This is a genomic window from Pseudoalteromonas sp. 3D05 (assembly GCF_002723455.1).
GTDB lineage: Bacteria > Pseudomonadota > Gammaproteobacteria > Enterobacterales > Alteromonadaceae > Pseudoalteromonas.
Genome location: NZ_PDUS01000014.1, coordinates 1 through 22,513, shown reverse-complemented (window position 1 = coordinate 22,513; position 22,513 = coordinate 1). Strand labels below are relative to the sequence as shown.

Sequence of the window (22,513 nt, the reverse complement as noted above, 5' to 3'; positions counted from 1 at the left end):
TGAGCTCAACAAGGTTTTTAAAATGGGTATTATTTAACTTGTTTTATCTGCTGAGATAAGAATAAGTTTGTAATATCAGCAATCTTAACTAAACATTCTTTATCTTCTTGACTCCATATGACTTGTGATCCCACACTTTCGCAGCAAATAACGCCTAGAGGCTTATTGTCAATTAAATAGATGTAATCTAGTAATGAATAAATATCAAACGGTTCAAAGTATGATTGATTAAACTGCTTGGTAATTTCGTTGTTTCTGGCATCGGAGGCATCAAGCACTTGGTTTCTTAAAATGTAATTAAAGTATTCAGGGAAGTCATTGGCCGTAAGCGATGTATCACAAATGATTTGATTGTTTTCATCGAGGCAAATCAAACAATTAATGGCTTTGTAATCTTTATTAAATAACCAAAGGCTTACGCGGTTTGAGTTTGGGATGAGGGCTTTTAACTCCTTGCAGATTTGTTTTAGTTTCCAATCTCGCGATGTATTAGGGTCGCTTATCTTTATGGCTAAATTTTTTAAATCAAGGTTATTTGGGTTGTATACGTTCAACAAGCGATTAAGCTTTGTTTTATCAAAAGGTTTGGTCAAATAACCATCCATACCAATATCTAAATAGTACTCTATATCCTGTTTCATTGTATTTGCGGTCATCGCGATGATTGGAACAGATTGACCATTCTGAGTTGCTCTAATAGCTTTAGTTGCCTGCATACCATCCATTTCAGGCATTTGGATATCCATAAAGATCAGGTCGACAGGGTTTGCTTTAAAATACTCAACGCATTCTTTGCCGTTATCAGTGAATATCACATTGGCGTTATGCGCTTTGAGCATTTTACTAACGATTATTTGATTCACTTTATTATCTTCAGCAACCAAAACATGACAGCCTTGCAAGTCGGTCACTGCCATTTTTGAGCTTTGGATTTTGCTAGAGTTTGAAGTATCAAAAGTTTGTAAATAAGTGAACCTAGACCCTTTACCTTTTGTACTTGTAAAATGAATTTTGCCATTCATTAATTCACTTAAGCGAACACAAATCGTCAGGCCAAGCCCAGTCCCACCATATTGCCTAGACGTTGATATATCTGCTTGGTGAAACTCTTTAAATAAATTATTTTGCACTGACTCGTCAATACCCACCCCGGTATCAATAACTTCAAATTCTATGGTTTGTGAGTTTTTGGCGACCTCTTTGACATTGATATTAACCTCTACTTTCCCTTGTTTGGTAAACTTAATGGCGTTTGAGCATAAGTTATTTAAAATTTGGGATATTCTGATAGGGTCGCCTTGTAAAGTGGCGGCTGATTTGGGATCTATAAATAAACTGAGTTTTATTCCTTTTTTGGTTGCCTGCTTCAAATGAGGTTTAACAACATGATTAACAACTTCTTTAAGATCAAAACTGATGTGTTCTATTTCTAGCTTATTAGCTTCAATTTTTGAAAAGTCTAATATGTCATTCACTATATTTGATAAGTAACGTGCAGAATTTAATATATTAGTTAACGAGCTGTCCTTATCGGATAGTGTTGTTTCAGCGAGTCCAAATTCTGCTAAATTTAAAATCCCATGTAGTGGGGTCCTCAGCTCATGAGTCATATTTGCTAAAAACTTACTCTTTAAATGGCTGGCAACATCGGCTTCTTCTTTAAGTTTTATTAGTTCTTGGTTTTGTGCTTGTTGACTCTTTAGGGCATTAGCTAACTTTTTATTGTGTAGTTTAAGTTCGAGCTGGGTAACAACCTCTTTGCCCAAAATAGTCAGGGCATTGACCTGTTTCTCATCTAGTTTTTTTGGCTCGTCACTGATAACACATAATGTACCAATAGCATTGCCTCTTGGTGTTAATAAGGGAGCTCCAGCATAAAAGCGAATATTTGGTTCGTTTGTTACAAGGGGATTGTCATGAAAGCGTTTATCTATAAGCGTATTTTGAATTTCAAAAATTTGTTTTTGCAAAATAGCGTGAGAACAAAATGCGATATCTCGTTCAGTTTCATTCACCTCAATACCGTATTTAGACTTGAACCACTGCCTTGTAGGATCAACTAAACTAATAAGCGAGATAGGAGTTTCACAAATATCAGCGGCAAGTTTTGTTAAGTCATCAAATACTTTTTCAGCTTCAGTGTCTAATATGTCATATTCATACAAGTCTTTTAGCCTCGAAATTTCATCTTCGGGTATTTGCGCTTTGATCATTACATTGCTCTATGTTTGTCAGTTTTAACTATTTAGTAATCCTATGGAAATAACACCTAATTAGCTATTTTTTAATGGAAGCTGCTTTTTTATTTACTTATAAAATACGCGGCTTGTCACTAGCAGATGTGAGTCTTTACCAGTAATAAAGTGAGTATAGTTTAAAGTTGGCATGTTTGAAAAAGGACTGCTGCTGTTAAACGATTTATTGGACTTAGACTTATACGGTTATGCTGGCAATGCAACTGATACGGCAACGTATCGTACATTATTGGAAAGAATGGCCGAAGGTGGGCATATAACACAGCCTGAATTTAGCAATTATGTGTCTTTGACTATGAGAGCCGATCTTTATTGATTAACCAAAGGGCCAGACTGTGTGGTTTGGCCCTCTATTAAAAGCTTAAAAACCAGCTTTACTATTTGCTTCCTAGTTGCTCTGCAATTACATCAAACATTTTTTTTACTTCGATTGGTTTTGCTATGTAGCCTTGCATACCTGACTGCTTTGCTTTATTTAAATCAGCTGCCATCGTGTTAGCAGTCATCGCGATGATTGGGATAGTAGCATATTTAGGCTGCTTTCTAATTTCAATTGCAGCAGTGTAACCGTCCATATTAGGCATTTGGCAATCCATCAAAATACAATCGTAATCAGCAGCTTGAATAGCTTTTAGTGCCTCAAGACCATCACATGCAATATCTACAATAAAGCCATTTTTGCGCAGTATTTGTGAGGCCACTTGTTGGTTTAATGGATTGTCTTCCACCAGTAAAATTTTAGCACCTAGAAGATCTTTTAAGCAGGTGTTATCAGCTTGACTGCTTTTCTTTCTAGACATGCCCATCATATGCTCAAGTGTTTTGTTTAAATTGCCTTTGATAATAGGTTTTAACAACAGTTCGTCAGCACTTTTGTTAAAATTAACAAGACAATCTTTTACTTGTTTGTTTTCAAATGAAGTGAGGATTATGAGCTTTTTAATATTAATAGACAGTTGTGATTTAAGTTTTATGAGCCTTGTATTTTCTGGTTGGTTGAGAATATGCCAGTCAATAAAAATAAAATCGTAGTTATCTAAAATATTAGGCGTTGTGAGTTTCTTATCGTGAAAACTTATTGTATCTGTGGTGATATTTAATTTATTGAGCATGTCGTAAAGAATGGCTTCGCTCACGTTAAGCTGCTCAATAATAAGTGCGCGTTTGTGTTTATAAATAGGGTGAGTGCTTATAGTTTGTATTAATGGCTGACCTAGAGACACATCAAACCCAAAACAACTCCCTTTATTTATGTGACTTTCAACACGTATTTCACTTCCCATTAACTCAACAATCTTCTTGCTGATAACAAGCCCTAACCCGGTTCCGCCAAACTTTCTAGTTGTCGATATATCAGCTTGTGAAAAAGGTTTAAATAAAGACTCTATTTGCTCTTTACTCATACCAATGCCACGATCTAAAACTTTAAAATTAATATCAATACTGTCTTTTTTTTGACCTAACACCGTTAGTTTAAGTGTTACATTGTTTCCATTAGAAAACTTAATTGCATTACTTAATAAATTGAGCAAAACCTGATTAAGTCTTAATGCGTCGCCAATGATAAAATCGGGAACGGCATCATCGATCTCAAAATTGACTTCAATATTATTTTTTTCTATCAAACTACTGGCTAAATTAGCAAGGTTAGCTAAAAAATCATTAACGTTTATGGTTTCATTCTCGAGCTCAAGCTTACTAGCTTCTACTTTTGAAAAATCTAGAATGTCGTTGATGATGCCCAGCAATGACTTAGCGGATTGTTGAATTTTTTCGACATAGTCGTATTGTTTGTCATTTAAATCTGTATCTAATGCTAGATAAGCCATGCCAATTATAGCATTCATTGGCGTGCGTATCTCATGGCTCATATTCGCTAAAAACATTGATTTTGCACGATTGGCAGCATCGGCTTCTTCTTTTGCTTTATTTAAAGCACTAGTACGAGCCGCGACTTCTTGCTCAAGTGTTTCAGCTGAATTTTTGAGCGTTTGATTTGCTTGGTATAATTCAAATGACTTTTGCTCTAAAAGAGACTCTGCCTCTTTTCGAGCACGACGCTCTCGTTCTAAGCGCCTTTTATAAAGCTCCTCATCCATTTCAAGCTACTTTTGTTAACGTGAAGGTGGCTGTTTGATAGCCTGGTTCTATATCGCTTTGGATAGCAATATCTTCTTTGAAGTGCTCGCACGCTCCTTCAATTAACCCTTCGGCTAAACAAGCAAATGGGTTACCTGAACGATAAATCATCTGCATTTTTGATGGGCAGATACGAATTGTTTCAAAATTCGGTAGCTCAGTGTCGTTATATAGTTTCTTTACTTCGATATGAACATGACGGTCGATTGTGTCAAGAAAATCAAATGTGTTAGTTACCGAATCAAAAAAGTGTGGGAAAAGGATAAAAAATCGATTTAGTAAATACTTTCCATAGGCATGAACTAGTTCATCAACTGGGGTATTTATGTGATTACTCAAAGAGGTTACGAGCATTATGAGTTCTTTATTGTCGTAATTACCTACGCTGGTATAGGCGCCATCGGAAGATAGTGAATTTTCTTCTATTATTTTATCAGCTACTTCATAGGAAAATTCATTTTCGACCATCTCTAGAAACTCGGTAAAGACTATGCCTTTCATATAAATGCTCTTTGAACTGTATTAATTAAAGTGTAGATAGAATCGTAAAAAATACAATAATAGGTCTCACCTTTAAAAGAGGTAGCTGAGGAGCTTACCTATTGCTTAATTTATTCGTTAATAATTGTGCTAGTTTACTGTCCAAATACATACTGGTGAATAGTAGAGCCAATGAGATGAGCGGAATAAAAATTAAAGACGTCACTACACTTCCGCGAATTACCACATTTAAGATTATTGGCATTAAAATAATGGTAATCGCTATTACGCGAAAAGTGAGCTGTATGACCTTGGCGAGCATGATTTATCATTCCATTTGCTTCTAATTACGCTCATTTTAGAAACAAACAATAAGTCTGACAAAAGGATAATATTCACGCTAAGGGTGAATGCTATTCACCCTTGCTGGAGATGAGGTCCGATTTTTTTAGCCAATTAATAAAACATTTTATATCGTGACGCTCGGCGTCTTCAGGGCGGTACACTGCATATAATGATTTTGCGTAAGGCATGGAATTTTGGAACGGCGTTACAATGACCCCTCTGCTTAATGGAATATTTTCAATTGGAAACATCGCTAATGCCATTCCTAGGCCCTGTGCGGCAGCATTGATTGCTGAGTCGTAATCGTTAAAGCTCAGTGAGCGTTTATTTTCTTTTAGATTTAACCCTACATATTTTGCCCAATATGACCAGGCGTCGTCGACATAGGTGAAGTCAACTAATGGTAGGTGGCTTATATCTTTGAGTAAATGGGGTTTGTGTTCATTTGCAAAAGTAGGTGAGCATACCGCTGAGATTTGAATGTCAGTTAATTTATGAACAATACTGTTTGGCCAGTTTCCATCACCTAATCTAATAGCTAAATCAATATCTTCGTATTGCAAATCAGATACTTTGTTGCCGATTTCGATTCTTATCTCAATGTCAGGGTGAGCCGCTTGGAATGCACCGAGTTGAGGGATGAGCATATTGCTGGCTAAAGTTGTAAAACATGTAATTTTAAGGGTGGGTGATGCAAAGCGTAGTTGTAGTTTTTTTGTGCCTTGTTCAAATTGGCCTAAGCCTTTTTGAATATATTGTAGGTAGATTCTGCCAGCATTATTTACTGTGACGCCTCGACTTTTACGTTGAAATAAATCAAACCCTAAATGTGACTCTAAGGCCTTAATTTGGTGGCTGACTGCTGAAGGGGTTATGTAAAGCTCCTCACTAGCTGCTTTAAAGCTTTCTAATCTTGCAGCGGCTTCAAAAATACTAAGCAAGTGTAGTGGGGGGTATTTAAGTTTCATTAATTCATTGCCGAACTATCGTTTAATAAATGATAAATTAAAAACAAGAATAGGTGAATAAAATTCAATATTTATTAAGCGCTATTAAAATGAAGGGGATACGTTGTCACTCTTGTGTATGAAAAAAGCAGCAACTGATGCTTTATTTAAGCTTTGTTCAATCATCGCTTAAATTTCTTAACTTCAATTTTTGGTTAAAACTGCGCTATACATTGAGTATGGGTATGGCCAGTTGGCATACCCGGTTTATTTCATCGATCGCCAAGCAAATGTAGAAGCGGCTACAATCACCGAGACGGCGATACCTAAATAAAGAGTCTCAATAGTACCGCCAAATTCTACAGCATGTTCTAAAAATAGAATGACTAGCACAACGGATGTAACTTGCACTAAAGTGATTTTTAAGTCATGAAAGTCTTCAATATGAAAAGCGGCAAGAAACTGGCTTTTATGCGGCCTATTTGGCGTGATAAATAAGCGATATAAACTAATCGTTATTACTTGAAGTGTAATACCGATTAGTAATAAGTCTAAAACCTTTAATAGCTCTACAATAAGCTCTTTGCCACCTTTTGCGGAGTCAGGTAAATTAAAAATTGTTGCTTTGACAAGATGAAATACGATATTGATGCATGAAATGTAGACAAGAAATGCAGAAATGGCAGCAGTTAGTACTGCGATAAGGACAAGAAAACGGCTGTTCTGGAAAATGCGTTCCATGATTACTCACTTTAAATCATAACAATACTCTTAGTAAGCATACAGTAAATTGGCGACCTTACTCGATTTTTTCAGTTTATATTTAAAAGGGAAAGGGGGCACCTTTCCTCTTTTTTATGATAGTTGCCGCTTATGGTATGGCGCTATAATGCAGTTAAACTCATTTCTAGCATTGTTTGTATTTGTTGTACTATTTTAGCTTCAGTTTTAGGCTCAAACTGCGCAATGCGGGGGGTGTGGATATGCCCAGTTGGAATATCTGAATTAAGTTCATTGCGTAGGCGAATGCTGCGGTACGAAATTTCGTTAGATAGATAACCGCCGCCACCTCCCTTCACAGCCGTTGCGCCTTCAAGCTCTTTTAAAGACTTAGGCTCAAAGGCTTTTTCAAGAGTGACTACTTTGTGATTATCATTGATCGGGAAAGGACCAGCTGCTTTTTGCATTTGTTTTACCGGTAGACTAAATTCCACAAACTCATTACCAGGCAGGGGGCGATCATTTAAACTCGATATTTTTGGATCTGTGGCCGTACCACCATAAACAATGTTGGCATTATCAGGCGCTGTTACACTGCGGCGTTTTCCTGGGAAGCGCTCTAGGTCAAAGTCTTTACCGCCCATGCTAACCGTAACAACCATATCAACATTGTTTAATGCGTAGTAAGGCGCAAGCAATTGTTCAATAATACCTTGATCAAAGTCGGTATAACGAACCGGTACCATAACCGTATTTATCTCAGCCGTTACACCTTTATATTTAATGACTTGCCCATCTAATAATAGGGCAGCGACACCTGAGGGGTTACTTTGATTAATATGTCTATCAAGTAGAAATGGGTCAAAGCCTGTTAGTAGAATTTTTTTGTCGGTATTTTTAGTATAAGCAAGCTCAGTGCGACCCCGGCTACCGTTTTCTAGCATCGTTAGAAGTGCTGACTGCTCTGCATCGGTCATAGCAAAGCCTGGTTTACTAGCGCGTATCACTTTACTTGATTGCAAGCGAGCCCAGTATAGCTCGCGGTCGTCAAAACTGTTGGATTTGACTATGCGTTGTTTAGCATCGCGCCAGAGCTGCTTTGCGTAGCTATTAATTAAATCGGTTGCTTGCTGATAACTACTGACACTTTGCCATGATTCTTTTAGCGAAGCGACGTCGTCAGAAAACGCAGTAACTACATTTGGCATAGCCGCTGTGGCTTTTTCAATTCGCAGCTCTTCCGTTGTTAAGTTTGCTGCAAGGGCATTAAACGATGAAGCGATTATGCCGGTAGCAAGTAAAACGTTTTTCATGAGTATCCTATTTAGTTACAGCTTATTTGTAGGCTAGGGTTACTATCCTATGGATAAAAGGTTAGCGCAAATAAAATCGATTAGTATCAATACAACTTTAATTAACAGGAGGTTTAAACTTTTTTTTTTTTCTTTCGTCTAAGTTATTTTAAATTGGACAAAATAAATGAAAATGTATTGTTTGATCACCACGCTGTTTTTTATTGGTGCCTCTAGCGTAACTGCACAACCTGAAGTGGATTGCAGTGTTTACAGCTCCCAAGAGAGCACGCCCTATATATTACCCTTTAAGCCAGGAACTGAGCATGAGGTTGTTGTCTCGACTGGGCATTACCGAAAATCAAACCATGGAGTTGGTTTATATGCGCTAGATTTTATTATGCCAATCGGCACACCCATTGTTGCAGCAAGAGCAGGTCACGTGGTTGCATTGCGTGAACAGTTTCATGATGGTAATGGTCAAGATTTGCATGAAAACTTTGTATTTATACAGCATGATGATGGCACAATAGCACGATATATACACCTTACTCATAATGGCGTATTGGTTGAAATGGGTGAGCAAGTTAATGCAGGGCAGCTGATTGCTAAAAGTGGTGATACCGGCCAAACTGGCGGGCATCATTTGCATTTTGATGTGCAGCAATGTGGCCCCAATTTACCACCGCAGTATAACCAGCTACCTTGTGGACAAACAGTGCCTGTCACGTTTAAAAATACGCACCCCCACCAATGTGGGCTTGAGGAAGGTATGCGTTATCGCGCGCTATAATATGATGATTAGTGTGCGAATTAAGTAACTCGTATTTATCAAATATTTCATAACTGGTATTATATGCTCATTAATTTGTTAAAGAGTAAACAGTATGATTAACGATAACGATGTCATTGACACCCTTGAGGAGCTCGACGCATTTATCCGTTTAGTTGAGAGCGGAGGCTTAGGCTTAAAGAATGTTTCAGGCTTGGCTTTGGCAACCCACAACAGTAATAAACGTCCATTTATCGCCGTGCTTGATGATGAGCATAAATTATTGTTGGGCCGTTGGGTTACGCAAGAAGTATATGAAAACGGTAAAGATCTAGTGCGTGGTGGTTCTAAAAAACCCCATTAGTCACATTATCTGCAGGCTTTTATACACATAGTTTATCAAAATGACCCAGTGCTAAATAATGGCAGTGGGTCGGCCTTACCTTCTTCTTACTCACTTTTCGAAATTGTTGTTATTTTATGAGTGTCGTTACTTTTTTAATCTAATTTTAATCTTCCCTATAAGTTTTTTTTAGATACTTTCAATAACATGGGTTTATGAACTTTTTAAAGGCATAAACAACATGAAACAAACGATGATTTCAAAGTGTGTAACAATTATTGGTTTTGGGGCACTAGCTCTGACAAGTGATGTAATAAATGCAAAAGCAGTGAGTGATAGCGTTATTCAAGCACAGCGGGTCGCGCTTGAAAAAAACACTCATACTCAAGGCTACGGGCCTCAATCTCCACGCGACATTGACCAAGCTTATGGTACTAACCTTCGCAGCTTTGGTACTGCTCCAAATCGCGGTAACCTCAATTTATGTAATATTCACTTTCATAAAAATGCAGAGCATAAAGGGGGAGAATTTACCACGTTTGCAGGCAATGGAGATGGCAAAGGACACAACACTGGGTACATTTATGATGGCCAGTTATCGGCTTCACAGTTACAACCTGTAAAAGGCAAGGTGTGTTCAGCGAAAGGGAGTTCGTTGAATGTAGGGGACACACTTGAGGTGCATTTTGTTTATTCATCAGCACAAGTTAAACCTGGGCCTACACTCGGTGCATGTTTAGCTGATAGTACGATGAACCCAAGCTTACGTGTTGAAGGGCAGGTGATTGTATTAGCAAATGATAAAAATGCGGTTAACTTTTCAAAGCTCACTCACATCGAAAAAGTAAATGGTTATTATCAAGCGCCAAATATACCAACTAATACCGGTAACCCCATTGAGTATTTAGGTTCCACAACAGGCCCTGGGTATAATGAAAAAGCGTCGCCATTACAAGTTAGCTGGAGTGTTAGGCCTGAAGTTGCTGTGGTAAATATCAATAGTGTTGGCCAATGGTGTAACGACAATGTATTTAAAGAAGATCACGCCCATGGTGTTCGTAACCTAGTACAAAACCCAAAACTACTATCGCCGATTAGCAAGTAAAATAATTTTGGCGCGAGTTATTTTCTCGCGCTATTTTAAGCTCATTCTATACCCGTTGCCGCGTAAAGTTTGAATTGTAAGATTAGGCTCACTCTCAATTTTTTTTCTTAACTTACTCACATACACATCTACGATATTGGTATTAGGCTCATTATAAGTTTGCCAGACACGGCTTAATATTCGCTCTCTTGACAATACCTTGTCTTGGTTTTCGACAAAATAAAGTAGTAATTCGAATTCAATTTTTGTCAGTGTTAACTCAGTCTCATTGAGCAATGCAATTCTTTGCTGAGTCAGTAAAGCCAAGGAGCCAATAGCGGTTGACGCTTGATGATCCGAATGTGCAGTATTCATACGACGTTTTAATGCGATAACACGTGCTAAAAGTTCATCAAAGTCAAAGGGTTTGCAAAGGTAATCATCAGCACCTTTTTCCAGCCCTTTAACACGCTCTGCTACTTCATCCAATGCTGTTAACATAAGCACCATAGGCGGGTGGGAAAGGGTTTTTATCGCTTCGAGAATGGACAAACTATCTTGCGAGCCAAAGAGCCTGTCGAGTATTACAACATGAGGTGAATGCTTTTTAATATATGGCAGCACTTCGTGTAACTCGTTTAAGGTGCTGCAATCGTAGCCTTCAGCACGCAGGCCACGTGATAAAAAGTTTAATAGAGGTAATTCATCGTCTGCAAGTAAGATGTTCATCATGGCTGTCCAGCTGGTAAAGAAATTGAAAATACAGAGCCTTGCCCTTGGGTTGAGGTAACATTAATAGTACCGCTATGTGCTTCTATAATTGCTTTTGCAATAGGGAGCCCTAACCCGAGCCCTTCATTGTGTTTGCTAAAACGTACGAAACGCTCAAAAATATTATCAACCTCAGCAGCAGAAATTCCTTCACCATGATCCTCTATAGAAACAGTGACTAATGACTGTGTTATTGTGAGGCTAATCTCTATGGGTTGCTCTGAGCTTGAATATTTAACAGCATTATCAAATAAAATAGCCAGCACTTGCTGTATGCGTTGGGTATCAATAGTGACAACAGCATGGTTTAAATTTGACTGGGTTATATAGGTAATACTTCGAGTTGGGTTTAGTTTTTGCCATTTGGTGACTTCAGTTTTTATTAGCGGCACTATCTTAGTGGGGGAGACTTCTAGATTTATTTGATTCATTTCTGCCCGTGTTAAGAGTAATAAATCATCCACTAAACGGCTTAAGCTAATGGCTTGTCCGAGTATAGAGTTGAGTGTTTGATTATAATCATCTACGGACACTGATTTCATTCTAAGTGTAACTTGTGCTTCGCCTCGTATAATGGTTAATGGCGTACGCAATTCATGAGACACATCAGCAATAAATTGGCGACGACGGGAGTCTATTTTAGTCAATAACAGATTAGCTTCTGTTAATTCGCTCGTACGTTGCTTAACTTCAAGCTCCAGCTGCTTTCTTGATTGAACAGCATTGTTTTCATGTTGTTGCAGGCGCAACGCAAGTTGATTAATTGACGTTGCGAGCTCTTCAAACTCATCGTCTAGTTTTACCGATATGGGTTTGTGGTAGTGCCCCATTGCTATCGAGTTGGTGGCGTTTGCTATTAAAATAAGCGGTTGATAAAGTTGATTAAAAAGCCAGTAACAGCCATACAAAATAAGTGGGATTGAAAGGCCTCCTAAGCCAATCGCAAACCAAAATATGGTGGTGTTAAGCATATCCATTTTAGCGTTAATTGCTGCAACGACACGAGTCTGACGTGCAACTGCAGAGTTAATCGCTTCTCTGAACTGATCATCTATCGTGACTTCTAATAATCGTTTTAACTTGGCCTGCTGATTGAGAGGGGCTGTATTTTTGCTACTAACAACAGCCCTAAATTCAACGGTGATCTCATCAATCATTCGAACAAGTTCATCAGTGTCTTCAATACTGCCTTTTGTAAAGGAGATACCTAATGCTTTACGCTGTTCTATTTCTAGCTTTTTTATTTGATTTAGTGATTGTTGAATAAGATTTTGTTTTTTACGAACATACGCTTGATTGGCATTTTGACCGAAAATAATTTCATCTGTTAGCTGCTTAAATAATCGGTATGAGATACTCGATAACTTTTCATGCTCCACCAATAATGAATGTGCAATATTGCTTTGCAGTAAATTTTCACGTGTAAGGTGGGATGATATTGCGGTGCTTAGTAGTGCTAAAAACAAGAAAAAGGCGGTTGTCAGGCCAAAATAAAACAGTTTGCGTTTATACATAATAATTACTAATTCAAAAAGTCGATTAAGGGTACATGTAAGGCTTTTGCTAAGCAATAAAACAAAGAGCACAGGTTAATCAGCTCTGTAAAAAAGTTCACTCATTCACCTCAATAGACAAAACCATGATGAGCTATTACCATAAGCAAAAATTTATTTATGCGTGCTAATTATGTCTCTACCTTCTTGTCCTAAATGTCAGTCTGACTATGTTTATGAAGATCAAACTCTATTAATTTGTCCTGAATGTGCGTTTGAGTGGGATCCCACTCAAAATGACGACGATGATGCTGTTAAAGTTAAAGACGCCAATGGAACACTGTTAGCTGAGGGTGACAAAGTGACTGTGGTTAAAGACTTGAAAATAAAAGGCAGCTCTCAGGTAATTAAAATTGGTACTAAAGCCGTGATCCGCTGGATTAAAGATACAAAAGATCATGAGCTTGACTGTAAAGTGGATGGCGTTGGTGAAATGATGGTAACTGCTAAGTTTGTAAAAAAAGCTTGATAAGACAGACGCTGTGTAATTAGAGTTTTGTTGTATAAAACGAGTAAAGACTGATAAGCGTATAAACTTAATTTACTATCAAAGGCATGCCAATGAACCAAATAAATCCTCGCAAATTATTACGCAGTAAGTGGACAGCAGTATCACCGATCAATAAAGAAAAACACTTTATAATTACCGACATTGAATTTGATGAAGAGGGTGTGGTCATCCATTGTGAAATAGAAGCTGTAATGTCAAAACGAACTCAATTAATTGATTGGCGACAGCTTAAAGAGCAAGACGTGTGGCTCCAAGGGTGGAAATAAAAATCGGCGAGTGTGTTATTATTTCATTTCTACAATAAAGGGTCTTTAAAATGATGAATACAAAGCTGTATAAACGTGTACTAAATCTTGCTGGCGATCTTGTTCATGCTGCGCAGAGAAAAGATCAAAAGAAATTTGACGCGCTTTACAATGATCTCAAAGCCCTGTGTATAGAAAACGATAACACAGAAAAAGATCATCCAGTGCAGTGGGAAACGTTAGCTGATTTTACTGACGAATTCAGTGATGCCATTACGCTATACGAAAAAGCACAGGCTAAAGCATCAGCTATTAATGCTAAAGATTACATGTCATCAATAGGTTACTCATTAGCAACTATGCATGTTGAATTAGGCCAACAACCGCAAGCTATTAAAGCGCTTGAAGCAGCCAAGGTGAGTGCGAATAAAATTGCAGATAAAGAACTCAAAGCGGAAATTGAAGACTTATTAGCTGACTTAAAAGGCCCAAGGAATAAGTGATGAAAAAAGTGTTGGTGGTGTGTTTAGGTAATATTTGTCGCTCACCCACAGCAGAAGCTGTTTTAAAGGCAAAAGTGGCTGAGCGTAAAGTCGCTATAGAGGTCGATTCCGCTGGCACTATCGGTTACCACGCAGGTAGTCCACCTGATAAGCGTTCACAGGCCGCAGGGTTAAAGCGTGGTTACAGCTTTAACGGTATGAAATCGCGCCAAGTTAGCCTTCACGACTTTGACTATTTTGATTTAATACTGGCGGCAGATAAATCTAACTTGGCTGATTTGACCGCGCTTTGCCCATCCCATTTACAGTATAAGTTAGCCTTGTTTTTAAGTTACGGTAATTCAGTGACTGACGAAATTCCAGACCCTTATTACGGCGGAGAAAATGGCTTTGAGCATGTAGTTGATTTAATTGAAGAGGCGAGCGAAGCGATTCTCGATACTTTATAAAATAGCCCATAACAGGGCTATTTTTGATTAATAAGGTGTTTAACGTATTTTAAAATCAAGTTGCACCTTAGTTTTGGCCAGTACGGCACGGCCATCTTCAAATTTAGGTGCATAACGCCACTTTTCGATGGCTTTTAATGCCTCTTTTTCAAACGCAATTCCACCAACCGATTTTAACACACTGATGTTTTCTACAAATCCAGTTGGTGTGACATCAAATTCCATTTGTACATAGCCGCTGCGTCCTTGTTTAACCTTACTTAAAGGATAATCAGGGTTTTCTCGATAGAGCGGAGTTTGCTCTTGATTTTCATTCCATGGCACCATTTTAGCAATCGCTATACAGTGCTTGGTAGCTTCTTCACTTTGACCTTTTAGTTCATAAAGGTGAACGAGCTTAGAATGCGCACTGAGCTCTGCTTGATGATCAAAGCTCAGCGCATTATCAAATACGTTTACAATGCGGTTTAAACGTTTAATCGCTTTGTTATATTTCTTTTTTCCTTGTGCAAATGCAGCCACTAAAAAATCAGCTTTGATACGCTCAACTGAGTTTTCAGGTAAATTTTGTGTGTAATATTCATCGGCTTGCTTTAAGTATTTGCGTGCTGTTAGATGTTTTCTGCCAAAGTGTGAATAGGCAAAGTCTTTGGCTGCGGCTAGTTGCAAGTCAGCTGCTAGCTTAAACTGGTTGTTGTGCTTTGCAAGAGCGATTACTTGATCATACAAATCCACTGCATGAGAGGCGGTTGAGGCGCTGTTAGCCATACCTGTTAGCGAATCGACCAAGATTAAACTATTTTCAGAGTGGTTTTTGGCTAATATGTTATAAGCACTTTTAAACAAATCATAACGCTCAGCTTTTGACTCTTTGCTTTTGTTTTTAAGTGCATTTGCAAAATTAGTCGCAAGGTTTGCTGTGTTATCTGATGTTGGGCCGTATAACTGCTTTCCTAAAGTGTAGGCTTGTTTAGCAAAAGGGTAGGCGTTTTCATCCCCTTGTTGGGCTGTTAAATAATTTTGGTAGGCGGTTTTAAAATCAGCGTTTAAAGTTTCATTTGCCACTGCATAGTTGCTATAAGCTAAACCGAGACACAGCACTAAAGTTGATACCTTCATAATAATCCTTATTACTTTGTGTTGGCGAATACTACCAAATAGGTACGCAGGTGTCATTTATGCGCAGTAATATTAAATGTTAACTGTGGCTTTTAATTCCAACGACGCTCGCATCTTGAGGTTGCTTGGGTATAATACTTGAATTGTAAGTGATAGCCTCAATATAGTCTTCACTTCATGCGGTGATCATACATCCGTGTCTTTTTTGTGATAGTATCACATTTAATGTATCGCATTTACTTTTATATTTGGATTTGTCGTGGCGCAAGTAAGAGCTAGAGTCCAGCTTAACGTTGGAAAAAACAGTGATATCCCCGCAGAAATAATTTCGTTCAGCGGCTTAAATGATGGGCAAGAGCATGTAGCTTTGGTGTTTAATCGCGCTGATAGTGAGCAAAAAGTGCCGCTTATTCGCATGCATTCAGAGTGTTTAACCGGTGATGTGTTTCATTCATCGCGGTGTGATTGTGGTGAGCAACTCAATGAGTGTATTGAGATGATGCACAATCAAGGAGGGATTTTACTTTATTTACGCCAAGAGGGCCGAGGCATAGGCTTGTATAATAAAATTGATGCTTATGTACTGCAGTCCCAAGGTATGAACACATACGAAGCAAATAATCATTTGGGCTTTGCAGATGATTTACGTGATTTTTCTGATGCTGTTTTAATGCTTGAGGCAATGGGATTGGCCCATGTTAAATTAATGACCAATAACCCGAAAAAGCTAAATGCTTTAAAAGATGCCGGTATTGAAGTTGATGCCGTTATTGGCACTCACGCTCATATCAAAGCGGGTGTAGCAGGTAATAAGTCTTACTTAGAAACAAAAATAAAGCATGGCGCGCACATGTTAGACATAAAGAAGATTAAAAAACCGTAGTTTTGCGGCCTCACCTCTGTAATACCATCCAGCGCCGAGTTATACTCGGCGTGTTTTGTTTTTAAATTAAGAGCATGTATGTCAATCGAGTTACGAGTATTTAAAGCTGATGCTGGTGTTAAGTGGTTCAAAGCCGGTTGGCTTATTTTTAAAACCCAGCCGCTTACTTTTATATTTATGCATTTATTTATCGGCATAGTTGGGTTGTTATCACTATTTTTGCCTTTCTTACAAATCATTGCTGCACTGGCAACCCCATTTTTAACCGCGGGCTTCTATCAAGCAGTGTTGACCAAACAGCAAGGCGGCAAAATTATGTTGGCGGATATACTTAAGCCTTTCTCAGCTAAAGGTAACCGCCTTGGACTCCTGCGTTTAGCGCTGTATCAAATGGCAGCTGGAGTACTAATGGCATTACTTGCTAATGGTCTATTTGCAGAAGCGGTTGCTATTATGAGCGATCCGAATGTTGACCCTAATGTTGCATTACAGCAAGTGATTGACAGTATTTCTATGGCCAATATAGCGTTGTTTTTAATCGCTATTTCGTTCTACCTTACTGCGTTTGCCTATGCCGTACCCTTGGTTTACTTTAATCAGCAAAAACGTATTCTTGAAGTATTAAAAAGCTCGTTAATGGTGTTCTACCATAATGTCGCTGCATTAAGTGTTTATGGTGCTATTTGTGCCGTATTTATTGTTATATCTGCGTTTTTAACTTTTATACCGCTGTTGGTTTTAATGCCAATTTGCTACATTAGCTTTTTTGTATCATACCAAGCTATTTTTATGCCTGTGGTACCACCAACGCAAAGCGAACCAACAGAGCCTACGCAGTCTAATGATACCGGGCGTTTTGACGCTTAATGACGCAGATGGATGACACGCTTAAAAAAAAGCTGAAAAATTACGTACTTTGGTTACTCGGACGACAAGAGTATTCACGGCGTGAATTAACAAAGAAATTACAGCAAAAAGAGGCGACGCCTGAATTTATCGAGGCTTTATTAGATTGGTGTGAAGAGCACAATTTTATAAATGAGCAGCGTTATGTTGAAGGGTTTGTGCGTCGCCATATTGCTAAAAAGCATGGCCTAAAGCGTATACAAAGCGAAGCCATGGCTAAGGGAATTGATAGAGCCTTGCTCAGTACAATTGTTGAAACTATGGAGATAGACTGGTTTCAACTGGCGCAGGAAGCGTATTTAAAAAAGTATTCAAATGCACAGAACGATTTCGATTACAAAGAAAAAGCCAAGCGTACACGCTATTTGATGTATCGAGGGTTCAGTTACGAACAAATAGATTTTGCAATGCAAGCACAGTAAAAATGGGTGAGACTTTCAAATGCAGCACATGACTACCGCACAGATCAGGCAACAGTTTTTAGACTTTTTTGCCGCTAAACAACACCAAATTGTTCCATCAAGCTCGCTGATCCCGGGTAACGATGCGACGTTATTATTTAATAATGCCGGTATGGTGCAATTTAAAGATGTATTTTTAGGCGCAGAAAGCCGTCCTTACAACCGTGCAACCAGCTCACAACGCTGTGTTCGTGCTGGCGGTAAGCATAACGATTTAGAAAATGTAGGCTATACGGCGCGTCACCACACGTTTTTTGAAATGCTAGGTAACTTTAGCTTTGGTGATTACTTTAAACAAGATGCGATTAAGTTTGCGTGGCAGTTCTTAACTGAAATAGTGAAGCTTCCTCAAGAAAAGCTGCTTGTTACTATTTACCACACAGATGAAGAAGCGTTTGATTATTGGTCAAAAGACATTGGTTTACCAAGCGAGCGTATTATCCGCATTGATACCGCTGATAACTTCTGGTCAATGGGTGATACAGGTCCGTGTGGCCCATGCTCTGAAATATTTTATGACCATGGTGAAGAAATTTGGGGCGGGCCTCCAGGTTCACCTGAAGAAGATGGTGACCGTTTCATCGAGATTTGGAACTTGGTATTTATGCAATATAACCGTCAAAGTGACGGCACTATGGAGCCACTACCAAAGCAGTCTGTTGATACTGGTATGGGACTTGAGCGTATAGCCGCTATTTTGCAAGGTGTGCACTCAAACTACGAAATCGATTTATTCCAGGGTTTAATCAAAGCAGCAGCGGTAGTAACCAATGCTCAAGATATGGATGACAAGTCTCTACGTGTAGTTGCGGATCATATCCGTTCATGTGCTTTTTTAATCTCAGACGGTGTCATGCCATCAAATGAAGGCCGTGGTTATGTGCTGCGCCGTATTATCCGTCGTGCTGTGCGCCATGGTAATAAGTTAGGTGCACAAGGCGCGTTTTTCTATAAGTTAGTTTCTGCTCTAATCGAGCAAATGGGTCAAGCGTACCCTGAGCTTGCTAAGCAACAAGAAATTATTGAAAAAGTATTACGTATCGAAGAAGAACAGTTTGGTAAAACGCTTGAGCGTGGCTTAGCTATTTTAGAAGATAGCTTAGCGAACTTAAGTGGCGATGTGATCCCGGGTGAATTAGTATTCAAACTTTATGATACCTACGGTTTCCCTGCTGATTTAACCGCTGACGTTGCCCGCGAACGTTTTATGACGATTGATGAGCAAGGTTTCCAAGAGTGCATGGATGTGCAGCGTAAAACTGCACAGCAAGCAGGTAAGTTTGGTGCAGATTACAATCAACAATTAAAATCTGATAAACACACTGACTTTAAAGGGTACGATGCGACTCAATACAGTGGCACTGTGATTGAAATGTTTGCCCAAGGTGAGTCTGTTTCAGTACTCGAAGATGGTCAACAGGGTATTGTTATACTTGATCGTACACCGTTCTATGCCGAGTCAGGCGGCCAGATTGGCGACACAGGCACATTAAAAGTTGCAGGTGGTGAGTTTGCTGTTACCAATACCACTAAACTAGGTAACGCGTTTGCCCATCACGGTACTGTTATTGGGCGTGTAGGTGTTAACGATAAGGTAGAAGCGACAATTGATGACGCACGTCGTGAGCGCGTTAAAAAGAACCATACAGCTACACATATTTTGCATGAAGCATTACGCCAATTGTTGGGTGATCATGTATCGCAAAAAGGCTCTTTAGTTGATCCTGAGCGTTTACGTTTTGACTTCTCGCACTTTGAAGCCGTAACAAAAGATGAGCTTCGTGAAATAGAACGCGTAGTGAACGACGAAATTCGTCGTAACTTTGAGTTAAATACCGAGCTTATGGCTATTGATGATGCTAAAGCAAAAGGTGCGATGGCATTATTTGGTGAAAAATACGATGACGAAGTGCGCGTAGTCACCATTGGTGATTACTCAATTGAGCTATGTGGTGGTACTCACGTTAAGCGTGCTGGTGATATTGGTTTATTCAAAATAGTATCAGAGAGTGGCATTGCTGCGGGTGTTCGCCGTATTGAAGCGGTAACAGGTGCTGACGCGATTGCCTACGTTAGCGAGCAAGAACAACACTTAAACGACGTAGCTGCTCTTGTTAAAGGCGACAGCGCATCAGTACTTGAAAAAGTAACTGCTTTACTTGAAAAGTCAAAAGGTCTTGAAAAGCAAATTGCACAGCTAAACGATAAACTAGCCAGTGCCGCAGGCGCATCGCTACTTGATTCTGTTGTTGAAATTAATGGCGTTAAACTGCTTGTTGCGAATGTAGAAGGGACTGAATCTAAAGCTTTACGTGGCATGGTTGATGACCTGAAAAACAAGATTGGCTCAGGTGTTATTGCCCTTGGTGTTGCTGATGGTGCTAAAGTTAGCCTGATTGCGGGTGTTACTAAAGATTTAACCGGCAAAGTTAAAGCTGGAGAACTGGTCAATCACATGGCTTCACAAGTCGGTGGTAAAGGCGGCGGTCGCCCTGATATGGCGCAAGCTGGTGGCTCACAGCCAGAGAACTTAAGCACAGCCTTAGACAGTGTGACAGCTTGGCTTACTGAGCGCGCATAAATTTAAGTGGCCCTTATAGTTCAAAAGTTCGGTGGCACTTCGGTAGGCTCTATTGAGCGTATTGAAGCCGTCGCCGACCTTGTTGTGAAAACCAAGCAACAAGGTCATCAAGTGGTGGTAGTGCTCTCTGCAATGTCTGGAGAGACTAATCGCCTTATCAATCTTGCAAAACAAATCGATGCTCGCCCGAGCAGCCGTGAACTTGATGTTTTAGTCACCACAGGTGAGCAAGTTTCAATCGCTTTACTTGCTATGGCTATTATTAAACGTGGCCATTCTGCGGTGAGCTTACTTGCCGACCAAGTTAATATTCAAACCGACAATATGTTTGGTAAAGCACGCATTACTGATGTGGCAGCCACTCGTTTAAAACACGAGCTTGAACATAACCGCATTGCCATCATTGCCGGTTTTCAAGGGCGAGACATAGAGGGAAATATCACTACGTTAGGAAGAGGTGGAACAGACACCTCTGCCGTGGAAGTTGCGGGGGCAATTGGTGCAGACGAGTGCCAAATCTATACAGACGTTGATGGTGTTTATACCACAGACCCTCGAATAGAGCCTAAAGCGCGGCGAATGAGCCATGTCACTTTTGAAGAAATGTTAGAAATGGCTAGCCTAGGTGCTAAAGTATTGCATATTCGCTGCGTTGAAGCGGCGGGGAAGTACAATCTACCCATTCGTGTATTGTCTAGTTTTAACCCAGATCAAGGCACCTTGATTAGTTTTGAAGAAACCGATATGAAAAAATCCGTAGTATCTGGCATTGCTTTTAATCGTGATGAAAGTTTAGTTCGTATAGATGGAGTACAAAGTGGCACACATAACTTGGCGGCCATTTTGAAACTTTTTGCTGAGAGTGGCATCGAAGTAGATATGATTAATCAAGTTAATCATAATGTTGATAAAGTAGACTATGCTTTTACGGTGCACACCAATGATTTTGAACAAGCGCTTGAAGTATTGCAAAATAACCGCCATATTATTAGTAGTACCGATATTTCTGGAAACAGTGCGGTCGCTAAAGTATCAGCGGTTGGTGTTGGTATGAAGTCACATTCAGGTGTGGCAAGTTTATTTTTTGATGCATTAGCTCAAGAGAATATTAGGGTGCAACTTGTATCAACATCTGAGATTAAAATATCAGTTTTGATCGAAGAAAAATATTTAGAGCTAGCTGTTCGTGCATTACATAAAGTTTTTTTGACAGAAAGTGAATCGATTTAGAGTTTTTACTTACTTTTAAGGTTTATTTTCTTTAAGATACGAAAGCGGAATCTTTTAATTTATTGGAACATGGGAGCAAGAGAATGCTAATACTAACTCGTCGAGTAGGTGAAACCCTAATGATTGGTGATGAAGTAACTGTCACTGTACTAGGTGTTAAAGGAAATCAAGTACGTATCGGTGTTAATGCACCTAAAGACGTTTCAGTTCATCGTGAAGAAATTTACATGCGTATTCAAGCTGAAAAGTCTAACCCTAGTCCGGGTAATGTTTAATCAATTTATTTAATATAAAAGAGCCGCTATTTAGCGGCTCTTTTTTTTATGTAGTCGATAGCTTCATCACTGAGGACGCTGTTAGATAAATACTGCATGCCTTTTTTATGTTTTAGTAAAATTCCACGAGGTGTGAAAATAACATCATCAATTTGCTGCCATGTAATTTGATAACTCTTGTGTGGGTTTTCACTACTAAACCCTGCTTCATCAATCGTTAACTTTGCTTTTGAACCTGATGCGCGGCTGAGCATTTGACGTGTTACCCACCATGGCCTGCGATAGTAAAAGGCAACGCATTCAACAACGGCTGCCATAATCATAAAGTTACCAAGATAGTGTTGATCTAAGGCATAAATAGAAATAAACCCTAAACTGATCAAAAGTACTAAAAAAGCATATTTAGGTTTGGCTTGTGCACTGTAGGGAAGTGACTCATCGAAACATTCATAAAAGTAAGGCTTATCAAGTGTGTAGCTAGTATTAAATTGCATAATTAGGCTATAGATTTTAACTGTTAATGTATTTTAACAAGACTATACCCAAATCACCTCAAGATTCGAGTTTCAGTTGGAATTAAAAGCGATTTAGGCAAGGCATTGATTGCAATTAATAGTGGTTCTATTGTTAAAATCGATAACGCAGTATA

24 protein-coding genes are annotated in these 22,513 nt (G+C 39.0%); 14 read left to right on the top strand and 10 right to left on the bottom strand.

All coding sequences use genetic code 11. The annotated features are described in order from the left end of the window. Positions 1 to 29: 29 nt before the first annotated feature. On the bottom strand, positions 30 to 2,213 hold the full coding sequence (locus tag CSC79_RS14015; protein ID WP_099296388.1) for a response regulator: 2,184 nt from the start codon (positions 2,211 to 2,213) through the stop codon (positions 30 to 32). Positions 2,214 to 2,385: 172 nt separating this feature from the next. Here CSC79_RS14015 and CSC79_RS14010 point away from each other — a divergent pair, with 172 nt between their 5' ends. Continuing rightward, entirely contained in the window at positions 2,386 to 2,571 is a 186-nt protein-coding gene (locus CSC79_RS14010) for a hypothetical protein (protein ID WP_099296387.1), read from the top strand. A 61-nt stretch (positions 2,572 to 2,632) separates the two neighbouring features. Here CSC79_RS14010 and CSC79_RS14005 read toward each other — a convergent pair whose 3' ends face one another. The 5 genes from CSC79_RS14005 to CSC79_RS13985 form a co-directional block, all read right to left on the bottom strand. After that, complete coding sequence (locus CSC79_RS14005; protein WP_099296386.1) at positions 2,633 to 4,354, bottom strand: response regulator; 1,722 nt, start codon at positions 4,352 to 4,354, stop codon at positions 2,633 to 2,635. A gap of 1 nt (position 4,355) precedes the next feature. Continuing rightward, positions 4,356 to 4,895, bottom strand: a complete 540-nt coding sequence (locus tag CSC79_RS14000; protein WP_099296385.1) for a heme NO-binding domain-containing protein — start codon at positions 4,893 to 4,895, stop codon at positions 4,356 to 4,358. A gap of 392 nt (positions 4,896 to 5,287) precedes the next feature. Further along, positions 5,288 to 6,187: a LysR substrate-binding domain-containing protein gene (locus tag CSC79_RS13995; protein ID WP_099296384.1), complete on the bottom strand. Its 900-nt coding sequence runs from the start codon at positions 6,185 to 6,187 to the stop codon at positions 5,288 to 5,290. Positions 6,188 to 6,433: 246 nt separating this feature from the next. Continuing rightward, positions 6,434 to 6,907 (bottom strand): YqhA family protein, encoded by a 474-nt coding sequence (locus tag CSC79_RS13990; protein WP_099296383.1) that lies wholly within the window; start codon positions 6,905 to 6,907, stop codon positions 6,434 to 6,436. Between the two features lie 143 nt (positions 6,908 to 7,050). Beyond that, a complete protein-coding gene (locus CSC79_RS13985; protein ID WP_099296382.1) occupies positions 7,051 to 8,199 on the bottom strand; it encodes a hypothetical protein in 1,149 nt (382 codons plus the stop codon). A gap of 166 nt (positions 8,200 to 8,365) precedes the next feature. On the opposite strand from CSC79_RS13985, the gene CSC79_RS13980 reads away from it, so the two are divergent. The 3 genes from CSC79_RS13980 to CSC79_RS13970 all read left to right on the top strand — a co-directional run bounded on the left by CSC79_RS13980 (position 8,366) and on the right by CSC79_RS13970 (position 10,398). Continuing rightward, positions 8,366 to 8,971: a M23 family metallopeptidase gene (locus tag CSC79_RS13980; protein WP_099296381.1), complete on the top strand. Its 606-nt coding sequence runs from the start codon at positions 8,366 to 8,368 to the stop codon at positions 8,969 to 8,971. Between the two features lie 94 nt (positions 8,972 to 9,065). Next, the gene (locus CSC79_RS13975; protein ID WP_099296380.1) at positions 9,066 to 9,314 is read left to right on the top strand and encodes a hypothetical protein; all 249 of its coding nucleotides are present in this window, start codon (positions 9,066 to 9,068) and stop codon (positions 9,312 to 9,314) included. Between the two features lie 220 nt (positions 9,315 to 9,534). Beyond that, entirely contained in the window at positions 9,535 to 10,398 is an 864-nt protein-coding gene (locus CSC79_RS13970; protein ID WP_201796683.1) for a delta-class carbonic anhydrase, read from the top strand. A 30-nt stretch (positions 10,399 to 10,428) separates the two neighbouring features. Here the strand turns inward: CSC79_RS13970 and CSC79_RS13965 are convergent, their stop codons facing one another. Both CSC79_RS13965 and CSC79_RS13960 read right to left on the bottom strand, forming a co-directional pair. Further along, positions 10,429 to 11,106: a response regulator transcription factor gene (locus CSC79_RS13965; RefSeq protein ID WP_099296465.1), complete on the bottom strand. Its 678-nt coding sequence runs from the start codon at positions 11,104 to 11,106 to the stop codon at positions 10,429 to 10,431. Then, on the bottom strand, positions 11,106 to 12,662 hold the full coding sequence (locus CSC79_RS13960) for a HAMP domain-containing sensor histidine kinase (protein ID WP_099296379.1): 1,557 nt from the start codon (positions 12,660 to 12,662) through the stop codon (positions 11,106 to 11,108). The genes CSC79_RS13965 and CSC79_RS13960 overlap by 1 nt, the downstream gene beginning before the upstream one ends. Before the next feature lie 172 nt (positions 12,663 to 12,834). Here CSC79_RS13960 and CSC79_RS13955 point away from each other — a divergent pair, with 172 nt between their 5' ends. From CSC79_RS13955 to CSC79_RS13940, 4 genes are all read left to right on the top strand, one after another. Next, on the top strand, positions 12,835 to 13,170 hold the full coding sequence (locus CSC79_RS13955; RefSeq protein WP_099296378.1) for a zinc ribbon domain-containing protein YjdM: 336 nt from the start codon (positions 12,835 to 12,837) through the stop codon (positions 13,168 to 13,170). Between the two features lie 92 nt (positions 13,171 to 13,262). After that, positions 13,263 to 13,478 (top strand): TIGR02450 family Trp-rich protein, encoded by a 216-nt coding sequence (locus CSC79_RS13950; protein WP_099296377.1) that lies wholly within the window; start codon positions 13,263 to 13,265, stop codon positions 13,476 to 13,478. A gap of 50 nt (positions 13,479 to 13,528) precedes the next feature. Next, positions 13,529 to 13,960 carry a Replicative DNA helicase gene (locus CSC79_RS13945; protein ID WP_099296376.1) on the top strand — a complete coding sequence of 144 codons (432 nt, stop codon included), beginning with the start codon at positions 13,529 to 13,531 and terminating at the stop codon, positions 13,958 to 13,960. Then, a complete protein-coding gene (locus CSC79_RS13940) occupies positions 13,960 to 14,409 on the top strand; it encodes a low molecular weight protein-tyrosine-phosphatase (RefSeq protein WP_099296375.1) in 450 nt (149 codons plus the stop codon). Before CSC79_RS13945 ends, CSC79_RS13940 begins: the two co-directional genes overlap by 1 nt. Positions 14,410 to 14,448: 39 nt before the next feature. On the opposite strand, the gene CSC79_RS13935 is transcribed toward CSC79_RS13940, so the two are convergent. Next, positions 14,449 to 15,528 (bottom strand): energy transducer TonB, encoded by a 1,080-nt coding sequence (locus CSC79_RS13935; protein ID WP_099296374.1) that lies wholly within the window; start codon positions 15,526 to 15,528, stop codon positions 14,449 to 14,451. A gap of 259 nt (positions 15,529 to 15,787) precedes the next feature. Here CSC79_RS13935 and ribA point away from each other — a divergent pair, with 259 nt between their 5' ends. The 6 genes from ribA to csrA all read left to right on the top strand — a co-directional run bounded on the left by ribA (position 15,788) and on the right by csrA (position 21,864). Beyond that, positions 15,788 to 16,411 carry a GTP cyclohydrolase II gene (gene ribA / locus CSC79_RS13930; RefSeq protein WP_099296373.1) on the top strand — a complete coding sequence of 208 codons (624 nt, stop codon included), beginning with the start codon at positions 15,788 to 15,790 and terminating at the stop codon, positions 16,409 to 16,411. A 78-nt stretch (positions 16,412 to 16,489) separates the two neighbouring features. Next, positions 16,490 to 17,278 (top strand): BPSS1780 family membrane protein, encoded by a 789-nt coding sequence (locus tag CSC79_RS13925; RefSeq protein WP_099296372.1) that lies wholly within the window; start codon positions 16,490 to 16,492, stop codon positions 17,276 to 17,278. Between the two features lie 8 nt (positions 17,279 to 17,286). Beyond that, complete coding sequence (locus CSC79_RS13920) at positions 17,287 to 17,739, top strand: regulatory protein RecX (protein ID WP_099296464.1); 453 nt, start codon at positions 17,287 to 17,289, stop codon at positions 17,737 to 17,739. Positions 17,740 to 17,758: 19 nt separating this feature from the next. Then, positions 17,759 to 20,359: an alanine--tRNA ligase gene (gene alaS, locus CSC79_RS13915; protein WP_099296371.1), complete on the top strand. Its 2,601-nt coding sequence runs from the start codon at positions 17,759 to 17,761 to the stop codon at positions 20,357 to 20,359. A 6-nt stretch (positions 20,360 to 20,365) separates the two neighbouring features. Further along, the gene (locus CSC79_RS13910) at positions 20,366 to 21,589 is read left to right on the top strand and encodes an aspartate kinase (RefSeq protein WP_099296370.1); all 1,224 of its coding nucleotides are present in this window, start codon (positions 20,366 to 20,368) and stop codon (positions 21,587 to 21,589) included. An 83-nt stretch (positions 21,590 to 21,672) separates the two neighbouring features. Next, entirely contained in the window at positions 21,673 to 21,864 is a 192-nt protein-coding gene (csrA, locus tag CSC79_RS13905; RefSeq protein ID WP_099296369.1) for a carbon storage regulator CsrA, read from the top strand. A 26-nt stretch (positions 21,865 to 21,890) separates the two neighbouring features. On the opposite strand, the gene CSC79_RS13900 is transcribed toward csrA, so the two are convergent. Continuing rightward, complete coding sequence (locus tag CSC79_RS13900) at positions 21,891 to 22,358, bottom strand: YcxB family protein (protein WP_099296368.1); 468 nt, start codon at positions 22,356 to 22,358, stop codon at positions 21,891 to 21,893. Between the last annotated feature and the right edge of the window lie 155 nt (positions 22,359 to 22,513).

What these genes read in the sequence shown, in the direction of transcription:
- CSC79_RS14015 (WP_099296388.1), bottom strand. Translation starts at nt 2,213, where the DNA reads ATGATCAAAGCGCAAATACCCGAAGATGAAATTTCGAGGCTAAAAGAC.
- CSC79_RS14010 (WP_099296387.1), top strand. Translation starts at nt 2,386, where the DNA reads ATGTTTGAAAAAGGACTGCTGCTGTTAAACGATTTATTGGACTTAGAC.
- CSC79_RS14005 (WP_099296386.1), bottom strand. Translation starts at nt 4,354, where the DNA reads ATGGATGAGGAGCTTTATAAAAGGCGCTTAGAACGAGAGCGTCGTGCT.
- CSC79_RS14000 (WP_099296385.1), bottom strand. Translation starts at nt 4,895, where the DNA reads ATGAAAGGCATAGTCTTTACCGAGTTTCTAGAGATGGTCGAAAATGAA.
- CSC79_RS13995 (WP_099296384.1), bottom strand. Translation starts at nt 6,187, where the DNA reads ATGAAACTTAAATACCCCCCACTACACTTGCTTAGTATTTTTGAAGCC.
- CSC79_RS13990 (WP_099296383.1), bottom strand. Translation starts at nt 6,907, where the DNA reads ATGGAACGCATTTTCCAGAACAGCCGTTTTCTTGTCCTTATCGCAGTA.
- CSC79_RS13985 (WP_099296382.1), bottom strand. Translation starts at nt 8,199, where the DNA reads ATGAAAAACGTTTTACTTGCTACCGGCATAATCGCTTCATCGTTTAAT.
- CSC79_RS13980 (WP_099296381.1), top strand. Translation starts at nt 8,366, where the DNA reads ATGAAAATGTATTGTTTGATCACCACGCTGTTTTTTATTGGTGCCTCT.
- CSC79_RS13975 (WP_099296380.1), top strand. Translation starts at nt 9,066, where the DNA reads ATGATTAACGATAACGATGTCATTGACACCCTTGAGGAGCTCGACGCA.
- CSC79_RS13970 (WP_201796683.1), top strand. Translation starts at nt 9,535, where the DNA reads ATGAAACAAACGATGATTTCAAAGTGTGTAACAATTATTGGTTTTGGG.
- CSC79_RS13965 (WP_099296465.1), bottom strand. Translation starts at nt 11,106, where the DNA reads ATGAACATCTTACTTGCAGACGATGAATTACCTCTATTAAACTTTTTA.
- CSC79_RS13960 (WP_099296379.1), bottom strand. Translation starts at nt 12,662, where the DNA reads ATGTATAAACGCAAACTGTTTTATTTTGGCCTGACAACCGCCTTTTTC.
- CSC79_RS13955 (WP_099296378.1), top strand. Translation starts at nt 12,835, where the DNA reads ATGTCTCTACCTTCTTGTCCTAAATGTCAGTCTGACTATGTTTATGAA.
- CSC79_RS13950 (WP_099296377.1), top strand. Translation starts at nt 13,263, where the DNA reads ATGAACCAAATAAATCCTCGCAAATTATTACGCAGTAAGTGGACAGCA.
- CSC79_RS13945 (WP_099296376.1), top strand. Translation starts at nt 13,529, where the DNA reads ATGATGAATACAAAGCTGTATAAACGTGTACTAAATCTTGCTGGCGAT.
- CSC79_RS13940 (WP_099296375.1), top strand. Translation starts at nt 13,960, where the DNA reads ATGAAAAAAGTGTTGGTGGTGTGTTTAGGTAATATTTGTCGCTCACCC.
- CSC79_RS13935 (WP_099296374.1), bottom strand. Translation starts at nt 15,528, where the DNA reads ATGAAGGTATCAACTTTAGTGCTGTGTCTCGGTTTAGCTTATAGCAAC.
- CSC79_RS13925 (WP_099296372.1), top strand. Translation starts at nt 16,490, where the DNA reads ATGTCAATCGAGTTACGAGTATTTAAAGCTGATGCTGGTGTTAAGTGG.
- CSC79_RS13920 (WP_099296464.1), top strand. Translation starts at nt 17,287, where the DNA reads ATGGATGACACGCTTAAAAAAAAGCTGAAAAATTACGTACTTTGGTTA.
- alaS (WP_099296371.1), top strand. Translation starts at nt 17,759, where the DNA reads ATGCAGCACATGACTACCGCACAGATCAGGCAACAGTTTTTAGACTTT.
- csrA (WP_099296369.1), top strand. Translation starts at nt 21,673, where the DNA reads ATGCTAATACTAACTCGTCGAGTAGGTGAAACCCTAATGATTGGTGAT.
- CSC79_RS13900 (WP_099296368.1), bottom strand. Translation starts at nt 22,358, where the DNA reads ATGCAATTTAATACTAGCTACACACTTGATAAGCCTTACTTTTATGAA.